This window comes from Xanthomonas sp. NCPPB 2586, from assembly GCF_041475775.2.
In the GTDB taxonomy this organism is placed as follows: Bacteria; Pseudomonadota; Gammaproteobacteria; order Xanthomonadales; family Xanthomonadaceae; genus Xanthomonas; species Xanthomonas campestris.
On the sequence record NZ_CM192981.1, the window covers coordinates 1,416,004 to 1,441,009 of the forward strand.

Genomic DNA, 25,006 nt, shown 5'->3' on the forward strand with positions numbered 1-25,006 from the left:
CCACGACGCGGAACGGGAAAGGATCAGCAGATGGCGCGTAGTCGCGTTACGTCGATGCAGGAATGGGCCAAGCGCCGCAATTGCGGTCGTGCGGTCGTTGTCAGGGGGCTGCAATGAGTGCGCTTCGCGATGCGATGAGCCACGCCGCACTGGGCTGGGTCAAGCCGGAGCTGGATGAAACGTTGCGCCAGGCGCGCAACGAGATCGAGTACTTCGCCGAAGAACCGTCCGACACCAGTCGGATGCGGTTCTGCGCGGGCTATCTGCACCAGGTGCAGGGCACGTTGCGGATGGTCGAGCTGTACGCGCCGGCGATGGTGGCCGAAGAACTGGAACTGCTCGCCAACGCGGTGCAGGCCGGTGAGGTCAGCGACCGCGACGAGGCCTGCGCGATGCTGATGCGCGGCACCGTGCTGCTGCCCGATTACCTGGAGCGCCTGCAAAACGGCCACCGCGACATTCCGATCGTGCTGCTGCCGCTGCTCAACGAGATCCGTGCCACGCGCGGCCAGCCGGGTCTCAACGAGAGCGTGCTGTTCGCCTTCGATCCGCAGGCCGGTGTTGCCACCGAGGCCGAGCTGGATCACGCCCGCGGCAGCCTGAGCGGACGTAACCGCGAATTGCTCGACACCGTCGGCAATGCGGTCAAGGAAGAACTGCTGCGCGTCAAGGACGCGCTGGACCTGCATCTGCGCACCGGTGGCGACATCGCCGAGCTGCAGACCCAGGTCAAGGAACTCGGCAGCGTGGCCGACACGCTGGGCATGATGGGCCTGGGTGTTGCACGCAACGTGGTGGTACAGCAGCGTGATGCGCTGGCCCGCGTGGTCGATGGCCAGGTGCAGATGGACGAAGGCGTGCTGCTGGATATCGCCGGCGCGCTGCTGTACGTGGATGCCTCGCTGGACGATCAGGTCGCCAGCCTCGGTGCCGACGTCGGCGAAGCCGGCGATGAAGCCAGCACCAGTGCCAGCGCGTCGGAAGTGCGTCGCACGGTCGACGTGCTGGCGCAGGAAGCGATTGCCAACTTCGGTGCCGCGCGCGAACACTTCGTCGCTTTCATCGAAACCAACTGGGACCACGCCCGCCTCACCGATGTGCCGCATCTGCTGGGCGAAGTGGGCGGTGCGCTGCGGATCCTGGAATTGCCGCAGGCCGCCGATTACCTGGAAGGCGTGCGCCGTTATGTCGATCTGGAACTGATCGGCAAGCAGCGCGTCCCCAGTGGTCGCCAGCTGGACACCCTGGCCGATGCCATGGCCAGCCTGGAGTACTACCTGGAAGCCCTGCGCGAGCGCCGTCCCGGCCGCGAGGAAATCCTCGACATCACCCGCAACAGCCTGGAAACCCTGCGTTACTGGCCGTTGCCGTCGGGCCAGCCGTCCGAACTGCCGGTGGGCGCCGACCAACCCGGCGCGGCCGAACCGCAGCCTGCGGTGGTGCCGTTCGCACAGCAGCTCAGCGGGCCCAACCCGGCCGCAAACGACGCCGCGCCCGCTGCGTCGCTGGAATGGGCCAACGAGACCGTGCATGAAGCGCCGTTTGCCGACAGCGCGGTGCAGGACACCGGCGCTGCGGCAACCGACAGCGTGTTCTCGTTCGACCCGGTGGCCGCGGAAGAAACCGTGTCCGGCCAGTCGCACGTGCCGTTCACCATTGCCCCGGTGGCCTTGTCCGATGACGGCGCGCAGGCGCCGGGCAGCTGGCAGCTGGACACCACCGAGCAGAGCGCACCGCCGACGTTGTCGGCGTTCGACCCGGTCTCGGCCGAGCAGGACGGCAGCGATGCCGAGGCCGCGCAGGTCAGCTATACCGTCGATCTGAGTGCGCTGGAACAGGACGTGCCTGTCGTGCCGGTGGTGGCCGAGGAGGCTCCGCTGCAGATCGAGCAGATCGACCTGCTGGGCGAAGACACCATTGCGCCGCTGGAGTTCATCACCCCGGTGCAGTCGCAGCGTGCCGGCAGCCTCGAGGATGCGTTCTCGCCGCCGCCCCCGCAGGAAGACGACAACCCGTTCGTGGAATCGGCGCCCGAGCCGACGCCGGAACCGTCCGAACCGACCCCCGAGGCCGCGGGCCCGCGCGTGCAGCAGGCCACGGTCAGCGAATTCGAGCTGGACGATGCGTCTGCCGCGTTCCTGGCGCAGCTGGATGCCGCTGCCCAACAGTTGGACGTCGATGGCGCACCCGCCACGCCGGCAACCGCCGATGCGGCAGCGACGCCGGTCCCAGACGCGCCCGCGCCGGTCGCGGCAGAGGCCGGTATTTTCGGCGGATTCGGCGACAGCGATATCGATGACGACATCCGCGACGTGTTCCTGGAAGAATTCGACGAGGAACTGGTCAACCTGGGGCAGTTGCTGCCGGTGTGGCGCGCTGCGCCGCACAGTCAGGAAAACCTGCGCCCGATCCGCCGTGTCTTCCACACCCTGAAGGGCAGTGGCCGTCTGGTGGGCGCCAGCACACTCGGCGAGTTCAGCTGGAAGATCGAGAGCATGCTTAACCGCGTGCTCGACAACTCCCGGCCGGCCAGCCCGGCGGTGGTGGCGATGGTCGAACTGGCCTACGAGGTGCTGCCGCAGTTCAACGCCGCACTGCGCGACCAGGGCCGCATCAGCGCCGATTTGCCGGACATCCAGGCCGTGGCCGAGCGCGTGGCCGCTGGCGAAGAAGCCTATTACGTGCCCGCCGTGCAGGCGGTGGCCGAGGCGCCGGTGATCCCGGCGCTGCCCGCCGGCACCCCGCCGATCACCGAAGGCACGCCCGCGTCGGTGGACAGCGTGTTGCGCGAAATTTTGGAAGCGGAAGTCGCCACCCATCTGGAAACCGTGCATGGCTGGCTGCAGGCCGCCCAGCACGGCCCGCAGTTGGTAACCGAAGAACTGTTGCGTGCCGTGCACACCATGAGCGGCGCGTTCGCCATGACCGATGTGCCGGAAATCACCCTGGTCACCACGCCGGCCGAAAGCTATGTGAAGCGCCTGCTCGGTGCGTCGGCCACGCCGTCTGCAGAGGGCGTGGAAGCGCTGGCTGCCACCGCGGCGGCGATCGCCACCACGGTGACCGCGCTGCGCGCCGATGCGCCGCTGATTCCGTCGTTCGCGCCGCTCACCGAGCGCCTGCGTGGGCTGGTGGACGAGCTGCCGGAAGCGCAGTGGCCGCCACAGGTGTTCCTGGACGAACTGGAAGAGGTGGATGCCGCGCAGGACACCGCCGGCATCGAACTGACGGGTGTGGAAGACCTGTCGCGCTACGTCAATGCGGATGCCTTGGCGACCACCGGCGATGTGTCTGCACAGGCCGCTGGCGACGCGGCGTTGGACGCCCAGCCGCAGGACGACGCGCCAACTGCAGTCGACGAACTGGCCACCGCCGAAGCCGACGACAGCAGCGCGCTGTCGCTGGACGACGCCGCGCCGCGCGAAGCGATCAGCGACACCGCCGAGCTCGAACAGCAACTGCGTGAAGCGATCGACGCGGTGCCGATGTCGGCCGATGCCTCGCTGGAGAACACCCAGCAGGCCGACAGCGATGCCGATGCCGAACTGACCACCGCCCAGGACACGGTTGCCGACGAACCGGTGCTTGCCGCCGATGCCTGGGACGCGACCGATCTGCAGACCACCGCGCCGGCCGCTGTCGATGCGCATGCAGGTGATCGGACGTACGAGGATGCGGCGACGGACCGCGCCGCTGACGAGGCCGAGCACACCGCGCACGCCGAGACAGAGGCCGCGACCTTTGCGGCGAGCGATGCGGTGGCCGTCGATGAACTCGCCGAGGCCGAAGCACGCCTGGGCGATGCGCAGACTCTGGACGTGCCGTCGCTGGATGAGGCGCCGGCCGAGCAGCACGCGTCGAGCGATCTGCAGGCCGAGCAGGGCGAACAGCCCTCCGAGCAGACGCACGCCGATGCCGATGCACTTGGCGAGCATGCCGAACAGCAAGATCAAGATCGCGACGAACACGCGGCCGATACGTCGGTCGAGACGATCGACGCGTTGGAAGCGGTGCACGCCGGGACCGACGCGAACGATGGCGCGTATGCGCCGGTAGCCGAAGAGTGGACACCGGAAACTGCCGCACTGGATAGCGTGGACACCACGCACGCGATGCAGGATTCCGGGCAGCAGCAGGAGCAGCACGAACTGCCGCACGACCACGTGCAGCCGTCCGAGCACTTCGACGCGCAGGACGGCGACGCCGGCCACGATCACGACCAGCAGGTGGCTGACGAGGCCGCGTTGCTGGCGGTGGATGGCGCGCAGCCACTCGATGCGTTTGCCGCATCCAGCGAGACCGACGCAGCGCAACTGGACGACGCACCGCTGGAGCACGCAGAGGCAGGCGACAGCGTGCCGGCGCAGACCATCGAGTCGGTGCAGGCGTTCGAAATGGCGCAGGTCGCCGACCGTGTGGAACAAGCCAGCGATCCGCTGGCCGATACCTTGCCGAGCGAGGCGATTGCCGACGTTGCACCGGCGCAGGACGCCGCCGCTGGCGATGCGGACAGCAGCAACGACCAAGTCGCCGACGATGCCGATCGCAGCAGCGATCAGGGCGCCGCGCAGCTGCACGACACCACGCGTGACGCGCAGGACGAGCACGTCGAGCACGCCGAGCACGTCGAACAGGTCGCGCAGGAAGAGCCCGCCGTCACCGCAGAAGATGCAGCAGCCAGCGCAGAAGAAGACACCGCGCCGGTGGCCTTCAGTGCGCCGGTGGAAGAGGCCGCACCGGCCGACACCACCGCCAACGATGCCGGCGCTGCCTTCGATATCGGCCCGCTCAACTTCGACGAGCTCGATGGCGAACTGGTCGACATCTTCGTCGAGGAAGGCCGCGACCTGCTCGACCATTGCGATGGCCTGATCGCGCGCATGCGCGAAGTGCCGGAAGACCGCGATGTCCTCAACGGACTGCAGCGCGATCTGCACACGCTCAAGGGCGGCGCGCGCATGGCCGGCATCAACGCCATTGGCGATCTTGGGCACGCGATCGAATCGCTGCTCGAAGCCGTGGCTGCCAACCGCACCGACATCGATCGCGATGACGTACGGCTATTCGAGCGCGGCTTCGATCGCCTGCACCAGTTGTTGACCCGCACCGGCATGCACCGCGCCGTGGCGATGCCGGTCGACCTGGTGGAAGCCTTCGAAACCCGCACCCGTGGCCGTAGCACCGCGCCGCAAACTGATGCCGATGTGCGTGCCATCGCCAAGGCCTCGGTCGAGCCGGCACCGCTGTCGGCACCGATCCCGGTGGATGGTCAGGTCGAAGAGGATTTCCTGCCGCGTGTGCAGCAGGAGCAGGTGCGCGTGCGCGCCGATCTGCTCGACCGTCTGGTCAACCACGCCGGCGAAGTGGCGATCTACCGTTCGCGGCTGGAACAGCAGCTGGGCGCCTTCCGCGGCGCCATGGGCGAACTGGATCGCACCAACGCCCGTCTGCGCGACCAGTTGCGTCGTCTGGATCTGGAAACCGAAGCGCAGATCGTTGCGCGCTATCAGCGTGAGCAGGACCAGGGCGATCGCACCTTCGATCCGCTGGAACTGGACCGCTTCTCCACCCTGCAGCAGCTCAGCCGCGCGCTGAACGAATCGGCGGCCGACTTGGGCGGCCTGCAAGGGGTGCTGGAAGACCTCTCGCGTCAGTACGACGGCCTGCTGCAACAGCAGTCGCGTGTCAGTTCCGAACTGCAGGACGGCCTGATGCGTGCGCGCATGGTGCCGTTCGACGGCCTTGTGCCGCGTCTGCGCCGTGTGGTGCGCCAGGCGGCGACCGAAACCGGCAAGCAGGTGCACCTGGTGCTGGAAGGCACCCAGGGCGAACTGGACCGCAACGTGCTCGACCGCATGGTCGCGCCGCTGGAACACATGCTGCGCAACTCGGTGGCGCACGGGCTGGAAACGCCCGAGCAGCGCCGCGACGCCGGCAAGCCGGAAGAGGGCAGCATCGCGATCCGTCTGCGCCGCGAAGGCTCGGAAATCGTGCTGGAAGTGGCCGACGACGGCGCCGGGCTGGACCGCGAGGCGATCCGTCGCCGTGGCGAACAGCGCGGCCTGATCGAGCCCGGCCAGGAGCTCAGTGAGGCCGAACTGGATGGCCTGATCTTCGCGTCCGGCTTCAGCACCTTCGACCAGGTCAGCCAGCTGGCCGGCCGTGGCGTGGGCATGGACGTGGTACGCAACGAAGTGCGTCAGCTCGGCGGCTCGGTGGACATCCACTCGGTGCGCGGCCAGGGCGTCACCTTCACCCTGCGCCTGCCGCAGACGCTGGCGGTCACCCAGGCGGTGTTCGTGCGGATCGGCGAAACCACCTTCGCGGTGCCGGTGGGTTCGGTCAGCGGTATCGGCCGCATCTCGCGCACCCGTTACGAGTCGGGCGAGGGCGGCTACCACTACGCAGGCGAGGAGTACGTGCTGCACGACCTGGGCTCGCTGGTCGGCCAGCCGGTTGCGCGTGCCGATGGCCAGGCACAGGTGCCGTTGCTGCTGGTGCGTGCCGGTGATCTGCGCGCCGCCGTGGCGATTGACCAGGTGCTGGGCAACCGCGAAATCGTGGTCAAGCCGGTGGGCCTGCAGATTGCCTCGGTGCCGGGCATCTACGGCGCCACCATCACCGGCGATGGCCGCGTGGTGGTGATCCTGGACGTCGCGCCGCTGGTGCGCCGTTACCTCACCCAGCCGGCACGTCCGGCACTGGAAACCCCGGCCGAAGCACAGCGCCAGGTACCGTTGGTGATGGTGGTGGACGACTCGCTCACCATGCGCAAGGTCACCAGCCGCGTGCTGGAACGCCACAACCTGGATGTCACCACCGCACGCGATGGTGTCGAGGCATTGGAACTGCTCGAAGAGCGCGTGCCGGACCTGATGCTGCTGGATATCGAAATGCCGCGCATGGACGGCTACGAGCTGGCCACCGCGATGCGTGCAGACCCGCGCTTCAAGGCAGTGCCGATCGTGATGATTACCTCGCGCAGCGGTGAAAAGCATCGCCAGCGCGCCTTCGAGATTGGCGTGCAGCGGTACCTGGGCAAGCCTTACCAAGAGTTGGATCTGATGCGAAACGTGTATGACCTGCTGGGGATCGCCCGTGTCCGAGAATAATGGCGCTATGGGAACTCCAGTGGCCCTGCTGGGCCGGCCCGGGCAGGCACGCGAGCGTCTGCGCGAAGCCCTGACACTGGCCGGTGCGCAGGTCGTGCTGGAAGACGAGCCGGCAGCGGTCGACGTGCAGATGCTGCGCGATGCCGAGCCGGTCGCGGTGCTGGTCGCGCTGGAGCCGGCAATCGAAGATGCGCTCGAAGCCCTGGAGCCGGCCTTCAACATGCCCGGTGTCACGGTGATCTTCGACGAAGCCGAGCTGACCGTGCGCCGCGAGGGCTGGGAAGCGCAGCGCTGGGTGCGCCATCTGGCGGCCAAGCTGCACGGCCATGCCGATGTGCTGCCGCCCGGCACCGAAAGCGAGCCATCGCTGCAGCCGGAGCCGGGCCTGGCGTTCGTCTCCAATCGTCAGGATTCGGACCTGCAGCTGGATCAGCACCTGGAAGCGGCTGCGCATGCCTTCGAACGCGTGCCTGGCGATGGGATGTTCAGTCACGTAGCCGAGGCCGCACCTGCGGTGTCTGGGTCGACATCGGCGCTGGGCGATTCCAGCACCTGGGGCCTGGTCGATGAGGTGGCCGTGGTGGTGCGTCCGCGCAGCGAGCCGGATATGGCCGCGCTGTCCACGGGCAGCCTGTCGCTGGTGGATCTGGATCAGGCCGCGGCCAGCAAGGGTGCGGTGCTGGTGATGGCCGGGATTGGCGGGCCGGATGCGATCCGCCGCCTGCTGGCCGCGCTGCCGCCGGCCTTCCCGCGCCCGCTGCTGGTGCGCATGGCCCTGGATGGCGGGCAGTACGGCAACCTGGTGCGGCAGATGGGCCGGGTGTCGGCATTACCGGTGGAGCTGGGAGAGATTGGCCAGCCGATCGAGGCTGGCAAGGTCTATGTGTTGTCCGACGAGGTCGGCGTGCAGCAGCAGGCCGGTGCACTGGCCTTTGCCGCGCAGACCGACCCGGCGGCGCTGGTGGCCGCGTTGCCGCCGGCCGACAGTGCGGTGCTGATGCTCAGTGGTGCCAACGAAGCACTGGTTGAGGCCACGCTGGCCCTGGCCGGGCAGGGTGGTTGGGTAGCCGGGCAATCTGCCGATGGCTGCTACGACCCGGCCGCCGCCGCGCGCCTGGCGCAGCAAGGCATGCTTTCCGGTGACCCGGCGCAGTTGGCGCAGGCGTTGGCTCAGCGTTGGCCGGCGTAAGCCGGGCGTTCCCACCCAGATTGGAAGACAAGCGATGAGCTACGCCAACAATGACGAAATCCGCGGCGTCCTGATCCAGGCCGGGCAGGAGCGCGTGCTGCTGCCCAACGCCACGGTGGCCGAGGTAATGTCGCGCGTGGCGGTGGAGCCGCTGGCCGACATGCCGCGCTGGATGGTCGGCCGCATCGACTGGTACGGCTGGAAGGTGCCGCTGCTGTCGTTCGCGCGCCTGAGTGGCATGGGCGAAGAGCCCACCGCGCTCAACAACAAGGTGATCGTGCTGAAGGCGCTGGGTGGCAACCCGGTGCTGCCGTATTTCGCATTGCTCACTGCCTCGTTCCCGCAGCTGATTTCGGTGCCGCGCGATGGCCTGCTGGCCGACGCTTCCGAAGATGTGTTGCCCGACGGCGTGCACATGCGCGTGCTGCTGGGCGAACAGAGCGCGTTGCTGCCCGACCTGGACGCCATCGAGGCGCAGGTGGGTCAGGCGCTCGCAGCCGCGGCCGCCTGACACCAACGCCCCACGGCTGCGTGACCGCCACGCAGCCATGTGTGCCATTGCCTCCGGTAGCGAACGTAGCGACGCGATGGATGCGTTGCAGCGCTGCTCGTTCAGAGCGGCCACCAGTGCTCTGTTTCAGCCGTCGTTCTTTCTATCCAGATGAGCCGCGCATGCTGCGGCTGCGTGCGGGCGTCGCCCTTGTTTCTGCGGCTACGCGCTGTGCGAATGGCCTGCCTAAACGCTGTCGTCAGCGATGCAGTTGATCGGCGCGAGCGTGCCGCGTTTGGGCAGGATGCGTCGTTCGAGCGCGCCACCGTGAGCATTCCGGTGTTTGCACCGCTACGGCATGCCGACGGCGTGGTGTTGTGCGACCTGGCCGTGGTGGACCCGGCAGCCATGGCCGACTACCACACCCGCAATCGCGCTCACCTGGCCGATGCCATGCCGGCACGGCCGCCGGCGTTCTACACGACCGATGGCTGGCGGCGCCTGTGCATCGCTTACCGCACCGCAGTGCCGGGCGAGCGCGAACTCCAGCTGGTGTTGCTGATGGAGAGCCAGGTGATTGGCACGCTGGGCTTTACCCAGATCCAGCGCGGCGCATTTCAGGCCTGCCACATGGGCTACGGGCTGGATGCGCAGCGGCAGGGCCGTGGCCTGATCCACTGGGCTGCCACCCAGGGCATTGCTTTTGTATTCGAGGCGCTGGGCCTGCACCGGGTGATGGCGCAGTACGTGCCCGACAATCAGCGCAGTGCGCGCGTTCTGCAGCGCCTCGGCTTCCAGGTGGAAGGGCAGGCGCGCCGCTATCTGCAGTTGAATGGCGTCTGGCGCGACCATGTGCTGACGAGCCTGCTGCGTGAGGATGGGTTTCCGGCCGAGGAGTGATGGATGGCCTTTGAGTAACCGTTGTATTCGGTTGCACGCGCTTGGTCGGTCACGCTTTCTCAGTCGCTGTTTGGGTTGGTGCTGAGAGCGGAGTTGCGGATGGACGCGCTTCTGGATGTATCGCGCTGTTTAAGAAGTCTGGATACGGCGAAGGCCACATGGAGTGGGGCGACACGAACGCCCGTGTGAGCGTCAAAGTCTTTGCGGCCCAGCGGCTACGGCTGCTCGACAGGCCGCTGGCATCATTCCTGCGCGTTGCTGGAAGAGACGTCCACGCGCAGCTGGTCCGCTGCCAGCTGCGTGTCCTGCAAAACGTCCACGCGCGTTGTCCAGCCGCGTTGCTGGATTTGCTCGCGCAAACCCGCGGCCCAGCGCTGTACAGCCGGTGTGTCGGGTGCTGCAGCCCACAGACGGATGCGCGGTGGCGCAGTGTTGGGCGCACGTTGGGCGAACCACGCGGTAGGGCGTACCGAAAGTGCGACGACCTCGCCTGCGGGTCGTGGCGCCGGGGATGGTTTGGCGGGGACCTGCATCGCAAGCGACGCTTCGGCAGGCAGCGGTGCCGACTGGATATCGCGCTGCGCGTCGTTATGGATGAGCGGTGCGCGACGCGCTGACGCGCTGAACTGACCGACCACGGTTGCAGCCGGGACGGATGCCATGTCGGCAGGCGATATGGAGGATGTGGATCTGCTGCGGTCCATCACCGAGGTTGGTGCGTCTGCCTCTGCCGCGGCCGCTGTGCGAGGCATCGCAGCAGGACGCATCGGTGTTGTCTGTGCAAGCGATGCATCGGCAGACGCATCTGCCTGGCTCGCGGCGATCGGTGCAGGCGGTGGTGGCGCTGCGGTGGGTGCGGCTTCGGCTGCAGCATTGCCTTCGGCCATCGGTTCCGGCAAAGACGGCGCCGCTGCGACTGCGAATTCGTAGGGCGCCGGTGGCGCTGGTGCCGCTGCCGGTCGTGCAACGGCAGGCGCCAACGGAGGCGCAGGGGCCGGCGGCGATTTGACTGTGACTGCGGGCGCTTCGGCGGGCGAGGGCGGAGCAGGCGGCGCAGATGCACGGGCAGATGCAGGTGCATCGATGGGCGCCTGCACGGCCATCGAAGACGCTGCGGGGGCATCGATCAGCTGTGCCATCGGAAGTGGTGGTTGGCCAGAATCCGTCGTTGCTTGATGTGCATCCGATGGCGGGGCTGGCGCTACGTCCATCGCCGCATCGGGCACGGGTTGATGGGCCTGCCATTGCAGCCCCACACCGACGGCGAGCGTGATCGAGGCGGCAAATGCGAGTGTCGGCATCCAGCGCCTCCGCCGTGTGCTCCTGAGGGCTGGCGTTGCGGGCACATGCGTGTCAGCCATGGCAGGTTGCGGTGCTTGCTTCGTTGCCGCTGCGGCCACCTCGCGCGTATCGCGTTCGGAGGCGGGCTGAGGAACAGGCCCGGTGGACGCTTGTGCCGCATGTGCGTGCACCTGCTTGCCCAGGCGATGATTGTCGCTGTCGCTGTCGCTGTCGCTGTCGCTGTCGCTGTCGCTGTCGCTGTCGCTGTCGCTGTCGCTGTCGGTTTTGCTGTTGCTGTTGATTTCAAACCGACGCGCTGAGGTAATCCCCGAGTGATCATTCACCTCAGCAGGTGCAGCCGTTCCCGCGGATGTCTCCGAATCCGACAATGCATCGCCGCGCGATGAAACGCTGCGAGCAAACGCAGTGGGCCGCTCCGCCAGCTCCATGTGCTGTTGCGCGTCGATCCACGCGCGCGCCTGCGCGCTCAATGGCGCACCGACTGCCTGCACGGCATCCACGCCGTGTGCCAGTTGCGTCTGCACAGCTTGTCGCTGCGACGCCTGTGCCTGATCGGCCTGCGCAGCAGCAGCAGAAAATGCTGCCTGCAGGCTGGCTGGTGGCTCGAAATCAAACGTCTGCGCTCCCGCAGCGCGGATCACTGATGCCGCCCCGGCTCGCGCCTGCGGTGCTTCTGCTGCGGCTCCTGCTGTGGTTGCCGCATTCGCTGCCGCTGCCCGTGCCGCCTGCACAAACCACGCATCCATCCCCGCCGGGGGCGCGTACGCAGGCAGTGCGCGCAGCAGCGCCGAGATGCCGTCTTCGCCCGCCAGGAACTGCTCGAACAGTGCGCTCATTGCACCGCATCCAGGCTGACGCGCAGCTTGGCGAATGCATAGCGCAGGCGGCTTTTCACGGTCTCGAAGCCTTCGCCCACCACGTGGGCGATTTCTTCAACACCAAGTTCGGCAAAGAACCGCAGCACCACCACTTCGCGCTGCGCATCCGGCAAGGCCATGACCGCAGCGCGCACGCGGTGCTGCTGTTGGCCAAGCATCGCCAACTGCTCGCCCGACAACTCCTGGTCGGGTAGTTGCAGATGCGCGTCGTCCAGCGCGGTCGAGGTGGTGTGGTGGGCGCTGCGGCGCGCGTCGATCCACGTATTGCGGCCGATCTGGAACAGGAATGTGGTGAACGCGCCCTGCCCGGGCCGGTAGTCGCTGCATCGGGTCATCAGCTTGACCCAGGTCTTCTGCGCCAGGTCTTCGGCCTCGCTGAGGTTGCCCTCGCAGAGCCAGGCCAGGAAATTGAACAGCGCACGGTTGTGACGCTGGAACAGCATGCTTGCCGGTTGCTCGATGAAGCCATTGGCGACGAGGAGCATGAGCTCCTCGTCGGGAAGTTGCGCAAGATCGGTCGATGGCATGCGCGCAGTGTAGAGCGCGTGCTGCGTGGCGCAATGGCTCATTGCCAGCTCAGCGCGCATGCCATCTCCCGGGGAACGTCCTGGGGGTCAGTCGTTAGTGGCAAGCGGCCGGCTGCTCAATGCGTCTGCCTGCTGCAGCAGTTGCAGGAAATCGGCGCGGTAGCCGTGCCGGTCGTTGCCCAGGCTGCCAGCCGCCAATGCGCGCAGCTGCGGGTAATCCCACCCGTGCAGCTGGCTGCCGCCACGCAGACGTTGACCAAAGCCGGCCACCGCTGCCGAAAAGCGGAACGCATCGCTGGTGGCAGCCAGCGCTTGCTGCTGGTTGGCACGCACGACGGTATCGAGCAGACGGCTGCGCTGCGCCTCCGGCAGCTTGTAGCGCAGCTTGACGTGCGCCAGCTCGTTGCCGGTCACCGGCTGCTGGCGCCGCGCCGCGGTGGTGGCGTAACGCAGCGGGTCGACGGAGGCGGCGCCCTGTGCCGGGGTGATTTCATACAGTGCGGTGACGGTGTGCCCAGCGCCGATGTCGCCGGCGTCGACCTGGTCGTTGTTGAAATCCTCGCGGCGCAAGGCACGGTTTTCATAGCCGATCAGGCGGTATTCCTTGACCGTGCCTGGGTTGAATTCGACCTGGATCTTGACGTCGCGCGCGATGGTGGCGAGTGTCGATCCCAGTTCGTGGGTGAGCACCTTGCGTGCTTCCAGCGCCGAGTCGATGTAGGCGTAGGCGCCATCGCCGGCGTCGGCCAGTTGCTCCATGAGCGTGTCGTTGTAGTTGCCGGTGCCAAAGCCGAGCGTGCTCAGTGCCACGCCGGAACGGCGCTTTTCGGCCACCATGCCCTTGAGCTGGTCGAAGTCAGTGACGCCCACGTTGAAGTCGCCATCGGTGGCCAGCAGGATGCGGTTGATGCCGCCGCGCAGATACGCCTGCTGGGCCGCTTTGTAGGCCAGCTCGATGCCACTGGCACCGGCGGTGCCGCCGCCCGATTGCAGGCTGTCGATGGCTTCGACGATGCGCGTTTGTTGGTCGCCGGATGTGGGCGGCAACACCACCGCGGTGCTGCCGGCGTAGGTCACCAGGGTGATGCGATCCTGCTTCCGCAGTTGCCGCACCAGCAATTTGAGCGATGACTGCAGCAGCGGCAATTTGTCTGGCGCGCCCATCGAGCCGGAGACATCCACCAGGAACACCAGGTTGGCGGCCGACAACGCGGCGGTTGGCACATCGCGGCCGGCCACGCCGATGCGCAGCAGCAGCGTGTCGGTGTTCCAGGGCGTGGGAGCCAGTTCTATGCGGACCGCAAACGGCGTGCCATCCGTCGGCGCCGGATCGTCGTAGCGGAAATAGTTGATCAGTTCTTCCACGCGCACTGCATCCACCGGTGGCAAGGTGCCGGCATTCAAGAAGCGGCGCACATTGCTGTAGCTGCCGGTATCCACGTCGATGCTGAAGGTGGAGACCGGCTGTTCGGCTGCCTGCACGATCGGGTTGTCGCTCAGCGTTTGATAGGTCTCACGGTTCTCGGTGGGCGGGCTGGGCGGCATTGGCATCAGCCGCTCGTGCATGTGCATCGGCTCTGCGAGTGCGGCCGCCGGGACAGGGGCTGCGGGGGTGGAAAGCACCGGCGGTGCAGGCAGCATTGGGCGTGAGGCTGTCTTGGAGGCCTGCACGTTCCCTTGTGCGCGCTGGCGCAGGGAGCTTTCGACCTGGGGCGCCACCATGCTGGTCTCGGGTAACGGCAGGTTTGCGGCCGAGTCCGCTACTGGTGGCTGCTGTTCGCGTGGTGTGGCGGCGTCGTGGGTGAGCGACGGGGTAGTGGGCTGATTGCTGCTGCAGGCGCCCAGGAGCAGGGCGAGCGCGAGAAGGCTGTGGCGCGGCATACAACGTCCTTTGCTTGTCGTGAACAAGCGTGGCGAGAGAAGAGGTCCGGAGGTCGCCGTGCACTGCGCCTCTGAACGTCTAAGGATGGTCTGATCAACGGCGTCGGAGGATGAGCCCAACTACATCGGCTAGGCTGACGGCGCTCAGATCCTCGATTTTTTTGCCGTTTCCGGCGCGTTTGCAGGGTGTTGCCTGCGTTACAGGCGCACGCTCCCCATAGCAGGCAATAACTGCTTTCGCTTCATCCACAGGTTTGACAGCGCAAACAGCGTCAGCACCTGCGCGGTGTTCTTCGCCAGGCCGCGATAGCGGACCTTGGTGTAACCGAACTGGCGCTTGATCACCCGGAACGGATGCTCCACCTTCGCGCGCACGCTGGCCTTGAAGTGTTCCCAACGCTGTTCCCGAGCACGCTCCCGCTTGTTGCCGATGGCTTGAAGCACCGAACGCTTGGCAGCAATGAAAAATGCAGCCTCGCAGTCCTGCAGTTCTTCGCGCTTATCCGCACCGGTGTAGCCGCTGTCGCCAAACACGCTGTCTTCTTTGCCATGCAGCAACGTGTGCGTCACCGTGACGTCGGCGACGTTGGCGGCTGTGCAATGGACGTGGTGCACCAACCCGGAAAATTCATCCACGCCGATGTGCGCCTTCATCCCGAAATACCACTGATTGCCCTTCTTGGTCTGATGCATCTCGGGGTCGCGTGCATGGTCGGCGTTCTTGGTCGAACTGGGCGCCGCGATCAGCGTCGCATCGACGATCGTGCCCGACCGCAGGCTCTGGCCCTTGCGCGCCAGATGCGCGTTGACCGCTTCCAGCATCCGCGCGGCAAGGCCATGGGTCTCCAGCAGGCGGCGAAAGTTGAGAATCGTGGTCTCGTCCGGAACGTTGTCCAAGCCACCGAGCTGGGCAAAGCGCCGCAAGGTCGGGATCTCGTGCAGTGCTTCTTCCATCGCCGGATCGCTCAACGCATACCACTGCTGCAGCAAATGAATCCGCAACATCGTCGCCAGTGCGTACGGCTGCCGACCTGGCCGGCCCGACACGGGATAGTGCGGCGCGACCAGCCCGAGCAATTGCTGCCACGGGACGACCTGCTCCATCTCGGCCAGGAAGATCTCGCGGCGCGTCTGCTTGCGCTTGCCCAGGCCCTCAGCGTCACCGAACGTCAGTTGCATGGATCACCCCTCAACATCAGGCGGGTAGTGTCGCGTATCTGTGGTGCGTTGTTCAGAGGTTCCCTAACGGGCCAGGATGGGAAACGGGGTTAACCGATGCGACATTTTTTCGCCGACTTGGCGGCTGCGCTCGCGCTGCCGTGGATCGCGTTGTGCGCGGATCCGCATGCACGGCAGCGGCGTTGTGGTTTATCGGCGCGCCACGCTGTCGCATCATGGGAGGCTGCCGCTGATCACGCGGTCACCTGTTTCCGTCACGGAGTGCATCTGGATGATCCAACGTCGTCACTTCCTCAAGAGCGCCACGCTGGGCGCCATTGCCTCAGGGCTGGCCGGGTGGGGCGCGCGTGCGCAGGCAGCTGCGGGTGCGGCTAGCACGGCACGCGTGCCGGTCCTGCCCGCTGGCGCGGCGCGGGTGATCTCCACCTGGGATTTCGGCATTGCCGCCAATCAGGCGGCCTGGGACATTCTGAAAGCCGGCGGCAAGGCGCTGGATGCGGTGGAAGCGGGCGTGCGCGTGCCCGAGGCCGATGCCAGCAATCCCACCGTGGGCCTGGGTGGCTATCCGGATCGCGACGGGCGGGTGACCCTGGATGCCTGCATCATGGATCACCTCGGCAATTGCGGTGCGGTGGCTTCGCTGGAAGATGTGGTGCACGCCATCTCGGTGGCGCGCGCGGTGATGGAAAAAACGCCGCACGTGATGCTGGTGGGCGATGGTGCGCGGCAGTTCGCGCTTGAGCAGGGGTTCCCCAAGACCAAGCTGCTGACGCCCACTTCGGAAGCGGCGTGGAAGGAATGGCTGAAGACGTCCAGGTATTCGCCCGAAGCCAATATCGAGAACCGCGCCTGGCGCGATGCCAAGCTGCCGGGTGGCAAGGACAACCACGACACCATCGGCATGCTGGCACTCGATGCGCACGGCAATCTGTCCGGCGCGTGTACCACCAGTGGCATGGCGTGGAAGATGCACGGCCGGGTCGGCGACAGCCCGATCATCGGAGCGGGCCTGTATGTAGATAACGACGTGGGCGGCGCCACCTCCACCGGTGTGGGCGAAGAAGTGATTCGCAATGTAGGCAGCTTTGCGGTGGTGGAAATGATGCGCCAGGGAAAGTCGCCAGCGCAGGCCTGCCGCGAGGTGGTGATGCGGCTGGTGCGGCGCAAGCCCGAGCTTACGCGCACGCTGCAGGTGGGCTTTCTGGCGATGAACAAACGCGGCGAGGTCGGCGCGTTCGCGATCCAGAAGGGTTTCAGTTACGCGGTCTGCGATGCGCAGCGCCAGGACCTGCTGGTGCCCGGTGAGAGCCACTACCGCAACGAGCCCGCCGCATGAGTGCGGCAGACGTCGTGGTGGGACTGGAAGTGGCGGCCGATTCGGTGGGCTCGGCATTGGCCGCGCAGGATGGCGGTGCGATCCGCGTCGAACTCTGCGGCGGGCTGGATGGCGGTGGGCTGACGCCCTCGTTCGGCACCTTGGCAGTGGTGCGCGAACGCTTACATATTCCGCTGTATGTGCTGATCCGCCCGCGCGTGGGCGATTTTGTTTTCGACGCCGCGGAAGTGGAGGTGATGCGGCGCGACGTGGAGCAGTGCGTGCGGCTGGGCTGCGACGGCGTGGTACTGGGCGCGCTGGATCTGCAGGGGCAAGTCGACCTGCCGGCGATGCGTGCGTTGATCGAGGCCGCAGGAACGCTGGGGGTGACGTTCCATCGCGCGATCGATGTCAGCGCCGATCCTGCGCGCGTGCTGGAGGATGCGATTGCGCTGGGTTGCGAGCGTGTGTTGACCTCGGGTGCGCGTGCGAGCGCGCTTGAAGGTGTAGAGACCATTGCCGCCCTGGTGCGACAGGCCGGCGAACGGATCAGCATCATGCCGGGTGCGGGTGTTTCGGCGGCCAATGTGCAGGTGTTGCGCGCAGGCACCGGTGCGCGCGAATTTCATGCCTCGGCGCGTGGCCCGGTGGCGGCACAGGTGCATGCACCGCATCCGTACATCACTGACCTGGGCGGCGATTATCAACGCACCGACGTGGCGCGCGTGCGCAGCATCGTGCAGTTGTTGCAGACAGCGTAAGTGGCGGGTGCGGGCGGGTTGCTACTAGGTGTTGTCTGCCTGTGCTCTAGGTCATCTGAGCGCGATGCGCCTGGGTCTATCAGCTGTCGGGACTTCGAGTGAAAACGCAGCCTGAAAACGTCTTCAGTGCAGCGGGCGTGTCGGCGCAAGGCGTCAGCGAGGACCTGCCAACACAAGCTCCTCCCGCCTCGGGAAAGGAAGCGAGGTTGAGGGCGCGATCGCTCGCCTTTTGAAAGCGATACGCGTAAATCGCAGCTGACTAAAAAGCGCAAGGCCGTGCCGGCTCATTTTCATCGAGAATGTTTCTCTCAGCTTGCTCCATCTTTTTTAATCGCAATGAGGCAACTCCGACGACTTAGAGCGGCTAACAAAACGCAGCGAGCAGTCGTCAGGTGGGTGCGGACGGCGCGGAGGAACCGGAGTGTAAGGGGGTATATGCCGATTCCGAGCACCGGCCGCGCCCGCCTGGCGGCTGCGCAGTAGTTTTGATAGCTGCTCTTAGGCCGTAGCAGCGTTTGCCGGGACGTAAACCGAGATCTGGATTCGGCTATGCGCACCATAGGGTTCGTGCCCCCAGCCCCCCCACCGCACCAGTAGGCGCAACCCTGCGATCCGCGCCATCAGATCAAGTTCCGATGGCCACACGTAACGCCGGCGCTCAGTGAAGATGCGCGTGCCGTCCTCGCCCAGGACTACCACGCGCTGATCGAGGCGCTGTTGCACTGGGTCGGGTTGCGAGCACACCAGCATCACTGCGGCGCCGGTGCCCCGCGTCTCCGGCACGTCGATCACTTGGCTCACCTTTCCGCCGCTGTCGAACACTTCGGCGCCGGGCACTGCAGTCTGGATCACGAGCTTGCCATCTGGCGCCAAGCAGCGCGTTGCATTGATGATGCAGCGCAACTGCTCGGCCTGGGTGAGCAGATAGCCGAAGGAGGCCACCGCGTAGATCAGGCCGAATGGCCCAGTTAACGGCATGTCAGCAAAATCGGCGCAAACCAGTTGCAGCTGCTCGCTACCGGGTTTTGCACGCAATGCGTCCAGCATCGCCGGTGAGTTGTCGATACCAGCCACCGGCACGCCTCGCTGCGATAACGGCAGTCCGATGCGCCCGCTGCCGATGCCCAACTCCAGTGATGTTCGTCCATCAGCCAGTTCGGCTAGGGTTTGCACGCATCGCTGCAGCGCCTGCGCCGGCCAACGATCATGAAAGCTGTCGTAGAAAACGGACATCCGATCATACTGGTGAGTGACAGGCATACACATCGCGCTCGCTTGCAAATCAACTCGACGATAACACGCGGTGACGGCTGCACTGCGGCGTTGGCGACAGAGGCTAGGTGCGCACCGTTCTTCGTATATCGCAACTTCTTTGCGCTATGTGGCTTGACTCAGGCAGCGCATAACCCGAACAATGAAACTGCGTTATCGAAAATTGTAGAAATGCTCCGTAACCAGTCCTCTCTCCTATCAAGGAAAATCTTCATGAAGCATTTTTTCAAAGCGCTGTCGCGTTGGATTCAGGTCATCAGTGGCCGCAAGCTCGGCTATATTTACGGATATTGACCATCCACACTGTTGCGGGAAAGGAGGTCTCTTTCTCGCAACCGCACACGTTAATGCATTGCTGGTCTGCTTTTATCTCCAGAATTCGTAACGTGCCAATTTTAGTCGCTGGCAACCTGCGATGCGCGCATGACTGCAGGTAGCAAGAGCGCTATCCCCCCGGGTCCGACCGGACACTGGGCATTCGGCAACCGGGGTCATTTTTCCGAAGATCCTTTGGCGTTCCTGCAAGACTGCGTTCGTAAACATGGCGATGTAGTCAAGGTTGCTAAACGAACCTATCTGCTCGCCGCACCGACCGTGATCAGTACAGTTCTTGGCGACGACGGTGCGCTTTACGGCAAGGTCGATTCTGACCCGGGCGTGCGGCGCCCTGCATTTCCTGCTTCTGTGATGAACAGCACTGGCGCAGTCTGGCAGCATAAGCGGCGGGCGCTACAACCAGCCTTTCGTGCGACGTTGGTCCGCGACGCGGCAACACACGCATTGGTGGCCACCCGATCTTTATTGCGCGAGCGGGGCGAATCCTGCGCGATACAGGACATGCGCACACTAATGACTGAGCTATGCGCGCAGTTGGGCGCCGGCTTCCTGCTCGGTGATCCGGCACACGCACCAGACCTGCTGCTTATGTTGCCTATGGTCGATGCCATCTTGCAGCAGACCCGCCGTCAATCCATGGCTCCCTTGTGGTGGCCATCTGCAAACCGGCATCGCTTGCGCCGCGCACGTGCGGATCTTGACATGGCATTGGACCGGATCCTGGCGCGAAGCATGCAGCGGCCGCCGCACGTAGCATCGGTCTTGGCGCTGCTGCTAGCCGAAACCGCACAAGGCGATGGAGACTGGCGCCGCGACGAAGCGGCGGCGATACTGATGTCGGCACTGGAGCCGATGTCTGCAGCGTTGACCTGGACCTTGTTGCTACTGGCTCAGCACCCGCAGATTGCCCAGGAGGTGGCGCAAGAAGCCAACGCACTGGACGATGCCGATGCCGCTCCAGGCACCAGCTTGCTCGATTGGTTGCCGCAAACGCGGGCCTGTGTGAAGGAGTCCTTGCGTCTGTATCCACCGGCCTGGATAACCGCAAGGATTGCGCAACGCGACGCCACATTGAATGGCTTCCATGTCCCCTGCGGCACCCAACTGCTCGTCAGTTCATGGGTCGTGCATCGCGACGGGCGCTATTTTTCCGATCCCGAGATTTTCCTGCCCGCACGCTGGCTTGACGATACCGCCACTCACTCGTTGGCGCGTTATAGCTACTTTCCTTTTGGAGGTGGCTCGCGCAGTTGCATCGGCAGCATGTTGGCGCTGACCCAGATGACCGTAGTCATCGCCACCATATTACGCACGTGCACCCTACATCTGGCTCCTGACGCGCGGCCCTCGCCCTTTCCCGCTCTTGTATTGCGGCCACTTGATGTGCGTATCGCGCTGCGGCCACGAGCGATACGCTCAGCCGCCCCGGCGCAGGCGCATGCCGCCACAGCGTTTTTCACTCCGGTATCGCCCGATGATTAGTCAGCAAGTTCGCAAGAAAACCCGGGAATATCGCAACCGATTTTTCGATTCCAGCGTATGGAATGATCTGGCGCCACGCGAGGGCGATATCGTGATCGCTAGTTACGCCAAAGCAGGCACGACCTGGCTGCAGCAGATCGTGGCCCAGCTAATTTTTGGCGGCGAACCGGACATTGATGTCTCGGCAATCTCCCCTTGGGTAGACAGCGTCTATCCGGACAAGGCGACCAAGCTCGCGCTGCTGAAGGCGCAGAGCCACCGGCGCTTCATGAAGACACACCTACCGGCCGATGCGCTGGTCACTAGTCCGCTCGCCAGATACCTTTACATCGGCCGCGACGGCCGCGACATGGCGCTGAGCCTGTACGACCATCAATGCGCGGTGAGCCAGGATGCGCAGGCACGCCTGCACGCTAATGGGGGCAAATCCGGCAAGTTGCGTGTGGTGTCGCCGCCGGGCCTGCCGCGTGATGCCTACGTGGCGCATTGGCTCGAATACGATGGAGCGCCGTTCTGGCCATTATGGGAAAACGTGCGGTCATGGTGGGAACGACGCGAGGACGCGAATGTGCTGCTACTGCACTACGCCGATCTGCTAGATGACCTGCCCGGCCAGATCCGTCTCATTGCCGCTTTTCTCGGCATTACGGTCGCTCAAGAGAGGTGGGATGCGATTGTGGCGCACTGCCGCTTCGACTATATGCGGCAGCATGCGGCGCGCTACGTGCCGCAGGGTACCGGTTTGTGGCGCGAAGACGGAAAGGCGTTTTTCAACCAGGGCCGAATCGGCCGCTGGCGTGAGGTCTTGCCGGCTGAGCTAAATACCGCTTACTCCCGGCGCGCAGAGGCGGAGCTAGGCCGGGACGCAGCGCAGTGGCTGGCCCACGGCCAGACGCAAACGTCGTGAGTCTCCAGTTCATTGGAGCCGGCCTGGGTCGTACGGGCACTCTTTCGCTAAAGCTGGCGCTCGAACGGCTCGGTGTGGGCCGGTGCTATCACGCTATGGAATTGGCGGCGAACCTGCGTCAGGACTTGCCGCAATGGGAGTCTGCCATCGACGGGCGCCCCGACTGGGACAGAATTTTCGCCGGCTATGCGGCGACCACCGACTATCCCGGCTGCTGTTTTTGGATGGAACTGGCCGCGCGTTATCCACATGCCAAAGTGATTCTGACCGTGCGCGATCCTGACGCGTGGTTCGATTCGGTAAGCGCGACGATTTTCTCGGGTAGTAACAATTTACCGTCGCTGTTTGGTAGCCGTGGGCAGCGCCTGAGTCAGTTCCTGCGCCGCGATCTGGGCGCGCGCCTTGGAGAGCGCGCTTTTATGACCGACTACTTCCGACGCTGGAACCGGGCTGTGATCACGCATATACCGGCGCCGCGCCTGCTAGTGCTCGATACCGATACCGAATCGAGCTGGGAACGACTGTGCGCGTTCTTGGCGCTGCCAGTGCCGGCGTTCCCCTATCCGCGTGTCCATATGCGCGGAGCCAGCGTGCCACAGCGTCCGCTTCCAACGGAGCCTGCACTAATCGAACAACGCATGCGCACTTATCTGGACCGGCTCGCCGAGGAGGCCTTTGCTCCGCCGACGGCCCCATAGCGGCGGCATATGTATATGCATGCGCATGAGCGAGACTGGGCGGGAGCAGCCTTGCATGCCGCGAGCGGGTGGAAAAGGTGCGCGGTTGGGTCACCTGTAACGTTCGGGACTTGGGGTTGACTGCGGAGGCGGTGCCTCGGTGACAAGAAGCGTTGCGTCTGAGCAATTAATCATGGCAGAGCGTGGGCATGCGGACATCAAGAGTGAACACGGCAGATGCAGGTGCGGTGGTATCCGAAGACATCAGTGACGCCCGCATGATTCTTCCTATGTCCTTGGGGGTCCACGCAGCATCCTCCGTTGACCACTCGCTGTATCAGCTGTCGCGAACCCTGCAACCGTCTTTATGGAGCATCAGACCCGCTCACTCAACGCACCAATCCCAATCAACGCACTATTAATTTCGCCGGGTCGATCACCACATGCTTGATGCGCTGGCGCTTCCAGGTGTAGCTGATGTGCACCAGGCCATCGCGGGTTTGGATCACGGCCGGGTACGAGAATTCATCTTTCGGGCTGTCTTCCAGGGTGAGCACGCGGCGCCACTGCACGCCGTCGTCTGACACCGCAACGGCCAGCGTGCCGCGGCCATCCCACCATTGCTTGCCGGCAATGCCCGGGTTGTAGACGAGCAGGGCACGGCCGTCGTGCAGCATCACGGCATCCGTGCCGCTGTTGGGGTTCTCCACGTCCAGCAATTGCATTGGCTGCCAGTGCAGCCCGCCATCGTCGGAGAAGGCACTGAACAGTTTGTTTTGCTGGCTGCGGCCAAGCGCCTGCAGGCGGCCATCGGCGTGCAGCAACAGGCTGGGCTGGATGGCGCCGATGGTGGCGGCGTCGTTGAGCGGCAGGCCTCGCTGCCAGTGCGCACCGTCGTCGTCGCTCCATTCCAGATGTGTGCGCCAGCCACGGTCTTCGCTGCTGCTGGGTGCGAGGATGCGGCCGTTCGGCAATTGCACCGGCTTGTTCTTGATCGGGCCGAGAATGCCGTTGGGCAAGCGCTGCGGTGGCGACCAGTGCACACCGTCATCCGTTGATGTAATGCGCAGGCCCCACCAATCGCGCGGATTCGGGCCGAGCTTGTAGTACAGCTGCACCGGCCCGGTGGCGGACTGAAACAGCACCGGATTCCAGGCCGGCAGTGCGGCGCCATCCACGCCTGCGTGTGCGCCGTCTGCGATGCGGCGCGGTGTCTGCCAGTGCTGCGGGCCGCGTTGGGCGAGCCAGATACCGACATCGGCCGCACCCTCGTGTGCGCCGCCGAACCAGGCCGCCAGCAGCGTGCCGTCGCGGGTTTCCAACAGCGTAGAGGCGTGCGCCTGTGGCGTCGGTGCCTGGTCGGCAATGAACTCGCTGAGCATGATCGGTGAGGGCGGCGGCATGGGCGATTTGGCTTGAACTGCGTAGGCAGCAAGGCTCGCAACAAGGCAGGTCAGCAGGCGTGACAGCGGCATTGTGGTCCAGTCCTGTGTAGATTTTAAAGATACCTATTTATCATCTATTAAATACCATGTGCTCTGGTCAACCCAGGCGGCCGTGGTCGCCGACCACTGCGAGGACCCGCGATGTCGTCACACCCGCTCTCCCCATTGCGCTGACTGGCCGCACTTGGCCTGACCGCGTTGACCCTGCCCACTGCCATCGCGCAGAACTTCGCTGCGCCTGCGATGTGCATTGCGTAGGTGTTGTGGGGATTCAGTCGCACGCGCGCAGGCCGTTATCGAGATGACACGGTGTGCGTGGGCTGCTGCATGGTCAGCGCACCGCGCGCAGTAGGCAGGTGCGGTTGGCTTCCAGCGCAGATCGGTCTGCAAACGCGCATGCCGTGTATCCGTCCACTCAGGAGCGCGCACATGGCTTTTCCAACCGCAGTCAACGATCACATCACCGATGCCGTCACGCAGACCAACGTCAAGGTGATCGGCGAAGCGCCTGCAATGGCGATGGGTACGATCTACCAGAGCATGGCGCATGCGACCGGCACCCTGTTTCAGAACGCGGCGCAACAACAGCAATACACCTTGGCGCAGGCGGCAACCACGCAGGGCGTGATGCAGATCTACAGCATCGATACGACCGCTACGGCGGCGGACGTCGAGAAGGTCGCGCAAGTGGGCGTGGCCGACAATCTGACCAGTCTGCTCACCGTGCTCAAGGCGTTCAACGGCGGCAAGTAATGGCGATTGGCGACAGCTGCAGTGCTGTCGCCACTGGTGCAGTTGCTGACGCGAGCGCGTCGTCTCGCTCAGGCCGCATCGTTGTCGCGCGCTTGTGGCGGCAGCAGGATCTGCGGCTGTTTGGCCGAGTGGGTCTGGCACAAGAACGTCATCAGGTGCGCCGCTTCGGTGCTGCCGATCGGCTGGCTGGGCGCGGGCTTGCTGTGGACGTGTTCGGCAAAGGCGTGCTGGGTCTGCTCCGGAACCGCGGAGACAGGGTCTTGCGTAACGGTGGACGACGACATGAAACGCTCCTGGAACTCACCAACCGACCGTCGCTCGATGGAACGACGGGAATGCGCCACTGCCTTCCACAACGGCGTGAGCCGGTGATCTTGCCTGGAATGCCATCCGTTCGATACAACAATTGGTAGCAGACGCTGCGCAGGCGGCGAACGTACAGATAACGGCGCGGGCGCGGCGGTCTGAAGGGCTATTGCTGAGAGATGCAAACATCTCTGGCAGATCCGGTTCACGTTCTGGCAACGCATGCAGCGGAGTCAGCCAAGAACCATTGCCCCAGCAGACAGCAGACAGCAGTCAGCAATAAGCAGTAAGCAG

Annotated in this window: 19 protein-coding genes and 1 other RNA gene; 13 read left to right on the plus strand and 7 right to left on the minus strand. The window is 65.1% G+C overall.

Annotated features, from left to right (window positions below; all coding sequences use genetic code 11):
- The first annotated feature begins 113 nt into the window (after positions 1–113).
- The 6 genes from ACCQ09_RS05960 to ACCQ09_RS05985 all read left to right on the plus strand — a co-directional run bounded on the left by ACCQ09_RS05960 (position 114) and on the right by ACCQ09_RS05985 (position 11,637).
- On the plus strand, positions 114–7,112 hold the full coding sequence (locus ACCQ09_RS05960; RefSeq protein ID WP_228427652.1) for an Hpt domain-containing protein: 6,999 nt from the start codon (positions 114–116) through the stop codon (positions 7,110–7,112).
- Between the two features lie 7 nt (positions 7,113–7,119).
- The gene (locus ACCQ09_RS05965) at positions 7,120–8,301 is read left to right on the plus strand and encodes a chemotaxis protein CheB (protein ID WP_040940874.1); all 1,182 of its coding nucleotides are present in this window, start codon (positions 7,120–7,122) and stop codon (positions 8,299–8,301) included.
- Positions 8,302–8,335: 34 nt separating this feature from the next.
- On the plus strand, positions 8,336–8,812 hold the full coding sequence (locus tag ACCQ09_RS05970; protein ID WP_012437706.1) for a chemotaxis protein CheW: 477 nt from the start codon (positions 8,336–8,338) through the stop codon (positions 8,810–8,812).
- A gap of 306 nt (positions 8,813–9,118) precedes the next feature.
- On the plus strand, positions 9,119–9,691 hold the full coding sequence (locus ACCQ09_RS05975) for a GNAT family N-acetyltransferase (protein ID WP_040942258.1): 573 nt from the start codon (positions 9,119–9,121) through the stop codon (positions 9,689–9,691).
- Between the two features lie 1,491 nt (positions 9,692–11,182).
- Positions 11,183–11,308, plus strand: coding sequence for a hypothetical protein (locus ACCQ09_RS05980; RefSeq protein WP_257791455.1), 126 nt, complete (start codon positions 11,183–11,185; stop codon positions 11,306–11,308).
- A 113-nt stretch (positions 11,309–11,421) separates the two neighbouring features.
- Entirely contained in the window at positions 11,422–11,637 is a 216-nt protein-coding gene (locus tag ACCQ09_RS05985; protein ID WP_162871128.1) for a hypothetical protein, read from the plus strand.
- 188 nt (positions 11,638–11,825) lie between these two features.
- Here the strand turns inward: ACCQ09_RS05985 and ACCQ09_RS05990 are convergent, their stop codons facing one another.
- The 3 genes from ACCQ09_RS05990 to ACCQ09_RS06000 form a co-directional block, all read right to left on the minus strand.
- Positions 11,826–12,398 carry a sigma-70 family RNA polymerase sigma factor gene (locus tag ACCQ09_RS05990; RefSeq protein WP_228427791.1) on the minus strand — a complete coding sequence of 191 codons (573 nt, stop codon included), beginning with the start codon at positions 12,396–12,398 and terminating at the stop codon, positions 11,826–11,828.
- Between the two features lie 87 nt (positions 12,399–12,485).
- Positions 12,486–13,970, minus strand: a complete 1,485-nt coding sequence (locus ACCQ09_RS05995) for a vWA domain-containing protein (protein ID WP_197708529.1) — start codon at positions 13,968–13,970, stop codon at positions 12,486–12,488.
- A gap of 507 nt (positions 13,971–14,477) precedes the next feature.
- Complete coding sequence (locus ACCQ09_RS06000) at positions 14,478–15,458, minus strand: IS5-like element IS1646 family transposase (protein ID WP_012438063.1); 981 nt, start codon at positions 15,456–15,458, stop codon at positions 14,478–14,480.
- Positions 15,459–15,729: 271 nt separating this feature from the next.
- Here ACCQ09_RS06000 and ACCQ09_RS06005 point away from each other — a divergent pair, with 271 nt between their 5' ends.
- The gene (locus ACCQ09_RS06005) at positions 15,730–16,794 is read left to right on the plus strand and encodes a glycosylasparaginase (protein ID WP_040940877.1); all 1,065 of its coding nucleotides are present in this window, start codon (positions 15,730–15,732) and stop codon (positions 16,792–16,794) included.
- Positions 16,791–17,534 carry a copper homeostasis protein CutC gene (locus ACCQ09_RS06010; protein ID WP_040940878.1) on the plus strand — a complete coding sequence of 248 codons (744 nt, stop codon included), beginning with the start codon at positions 16,791–16,793 and terminating at the stop codon, positions 17,532–17,534. The genes ACCQ09_RS06005 and ACCQ09_RS06010 overlap by 4 nt, the downstream gene beginning before the upstream one ends.
- A gap of 362 nt (positions 17,535–17,896) precedes the next feature.
- On the opposite strand, the gene ACCQ09_RS06015 is transcribed toward ACCQ09_RS06010, so the two are convergent.
- Together ACCQ09_RS06015 and ACCQ09_RS06020 are read right to left on the minus strand one after the other, a co-directional pair.
- Positions 17,897–17,971, minus strand: a non-coding RNA gene (locus ACCQ09_RS06015) — sX9 sRNA.
- A 61-nt stretch (positions 17,972–18,032) separates the two neighbouring features.
- Positions 18,033–18,767 carry a class I SAM-dependent DNA methyltransferase gene (locus ACCQ09_RS06020; RefSeq protein ID WP_040940879.1) on the minus strand — a complete coding sequence of 245 codons (735 nt, stop codon included), beginning with the start codon at positions 18,765–18,767 and terminating at the stop codon, positions 18,033–18,035.
- Between ACCQ09_RS06020 and ACCQ09_RS06025 the strand changes: the two genes are divergently transcribed.
- From ACCQ09_RS06025 to ACCQ09_RS06040, 4 genes are all read left to right on the plus strand, one after another.
- Entirely contained in the window at positions 18,741–19,100 is a 360-nt protein-coding gene (locus tag ACCQ09_RS06025) for a hypothetical protein (RefSeq protein ID WP_141763444.1), read from the plus strand. The two genes, ACCQ09_RS06020 and ACCQ09_RS06025, sit on opposite strands and share 27 nt — an antisense overlap.
- 216 nt (positions 19,101–19,316) lie before the next feature.
- Positions 19,317–20,624, plus strand: a complete 1,308-nt coding sequence (locus ACCQ09_RS06030) for a cytochrome P450 (RefSeq protein ID WP_232521878.1) — start codon at positions 19,317–19,319, stop codon at positions 20,622–20,624.
- Positions 20,617–21,531, plus strand: a complete 915-nt coding sequence (locus tag ACCQ09_RS06035; RefSeq protein ID WP_228428383.1) for a sulfotransferase domain-containing protein — start codon at positions 20,617–20,619, stop codon at positions 21,529–21,531. The genes ACCQ09_RS06030 and ACCQ09_RS06035 overlap by 8 nt, the downstream gene beginning before the upstream one ends.
- Positions 21,528–22,229 carry a sulfotransferase family protein gene (locus ACCQ09_RS06040; protein ID WP_040940882.1) on the plus strand — a complete coding sequence of 234 codons (702 nt, stop codon included), beginning with the start codon at positions 21,528–21,530 and terminating at the stop codon, positions 22,227–22,229. Before ACCQ09_RS06035 ends, ACCQ09_RS06040 begins: the two co-directional genes overlap by 4 nt.
- A gap of 386 nt (positions 22,230–22,615) precedes the next feature.
- Here ACCQ09_RS06040 and ACCQ09_RS06045 read toward each other — a convergent pair whose 3' ends face one another.
- Entirely contained in the window at positions 22,616–23,683 is a 1,068-nt protein-coding gene (locus ACCQ09_RS06045) for a sialidase family protein (RefSeq protein ID WP_075285458.1), read from the minus strand.
- 399 nt (positions 23,684–24,082) lie between these two features.
- On the opposite strand from ACCQ09_RS06045, the gene ACCQ09_RS06050 reads away from it, so the two are divergent.
- Entirely contained in the window at positions 24,083–24,406 is a 324-nt protein-coding gene (locus ACCQ09_RS06050) for a RebB family R body protein (RefSeq protein WP_011038031.1), read from the plus strand.
- A 68-nt stretch (positions 24,407–24,474) separates the two neighbouring features.
- Here ACCQ09_RS06050 and ACCQ09_RS06055 read toward each other — a convergent pair whose 3' ends face one another.
- Positions 24,475–24,690 carry a hypothetical protein gene (locus tag ACCQ09_RS06055; RefSeq protein ID WP_006448659.1) on the minus strand — a complete coding sequence of 72 codons (216 nt, stop codon included), beginning with the start codon at positions 24,688–24,690 and terminating at the stop codon, positions 24,475–24,477.
- Positions 24,691–25,006: the final 316 nt, after the last annotated feature.

Coding starts and splice junctions, on each gene's coding strand:
- ACCQ09_RS06055 (WP_006448659.1), bottom strand. CDS start 24,690: ATGTCGTCGTCCACCGTTACGCAAGACCCTGTCTCCGCGGTTCCGGAG.
- ACCQ09_RS05995 (WP_197708529.1), bottom strand. CDS start 13,970: ATGCACATGCACGAGCGGCTGATGCCAATGCCGCCCAGCCCGCCCACC.
- ACCQ09_RS05970 (WP_012437706.1), top strand. CDS start 8,336: ATGAGCTACGCCAACAATGACGAAATCCGCGGCGTCCTGATCCAGGCC.
- ACCQ09_RS06050 (WP_011038031.1), top strand. CDS start 24,083: ATGGCTTTTCCAACCGCAGTCAACGATCACATCACCGATGCCGTCACG.
- ACCQ09_RS06005 (WP_040940877.1), top strand. CDS start 15,730: ATGATCCAACGTCGTCACTTCCTCAAGAGCGCCACGCTGGGCGCCATT.
- ACCQ09_RS06035 (WP_228428383.1), top strand. CDS start 20,617: ATGATTAGTCAGCAAGTTCGCAAGAAAACCCGGGAATATCGCAACCGA.
- ACCQ09_RS05965 (WP_040940874.1), top strand. CDS start 7,120: ATGGGAACTCCAGTGGCCCTGCTGGGCCGGCCCGGGCAGGCACGCGAG.
- ACCQ09_RS06045 (WP_075285458.1), bottom strand. CDS start 23,683: ATGCCGCTGTCACGCCTGCTGACCTGCCTTGTTGCGAGCCTTGCTGCC.
- ACCQ09_RS06010 (WP_040940878.1), top strand. CDS start 16,791: ATGAGTGCGGCAGACGTCGTGGTGGGACTGGAAGTGGCGGCCGATTCG.
- ACCQ09_RS06020 (WP_040940879.1), bottom strand. CDS start 18,767: ATGTCCGTTTTCTACGACAGCTTTCATGATCGTTGGCCGGCGCAGGCG.
- ACCQ09_RS05990 (WP_228427791.1), bottom strand. CDS start 12,398: ATGCCATCGACCGATCTTGCGCAACTTCCCGACGAGGAGCTCATGCTC.
- ACCQ09_RS05960 (WP_228427652.1), top strand. CDS start 114: ATGAGTGCGCTTCGCGATGCGATGAGCCACGCCGCACTGGGCTGGGTC.
- ACCQ09_RS06025 (WP_141763444.1), top strand. CDS start 18,741: ATGAAAGCTGTCGTAGAAAACGGACATCCGATCATACTGGTGAGTGAC.
- ACCQ09_RS06000 (WP_012438063.1), bottom strand. CDS start 15,458: ATGCAACTGACGTTCGGTGACGCTGAGGGCCTGGGCAAGCGCAAGCAG.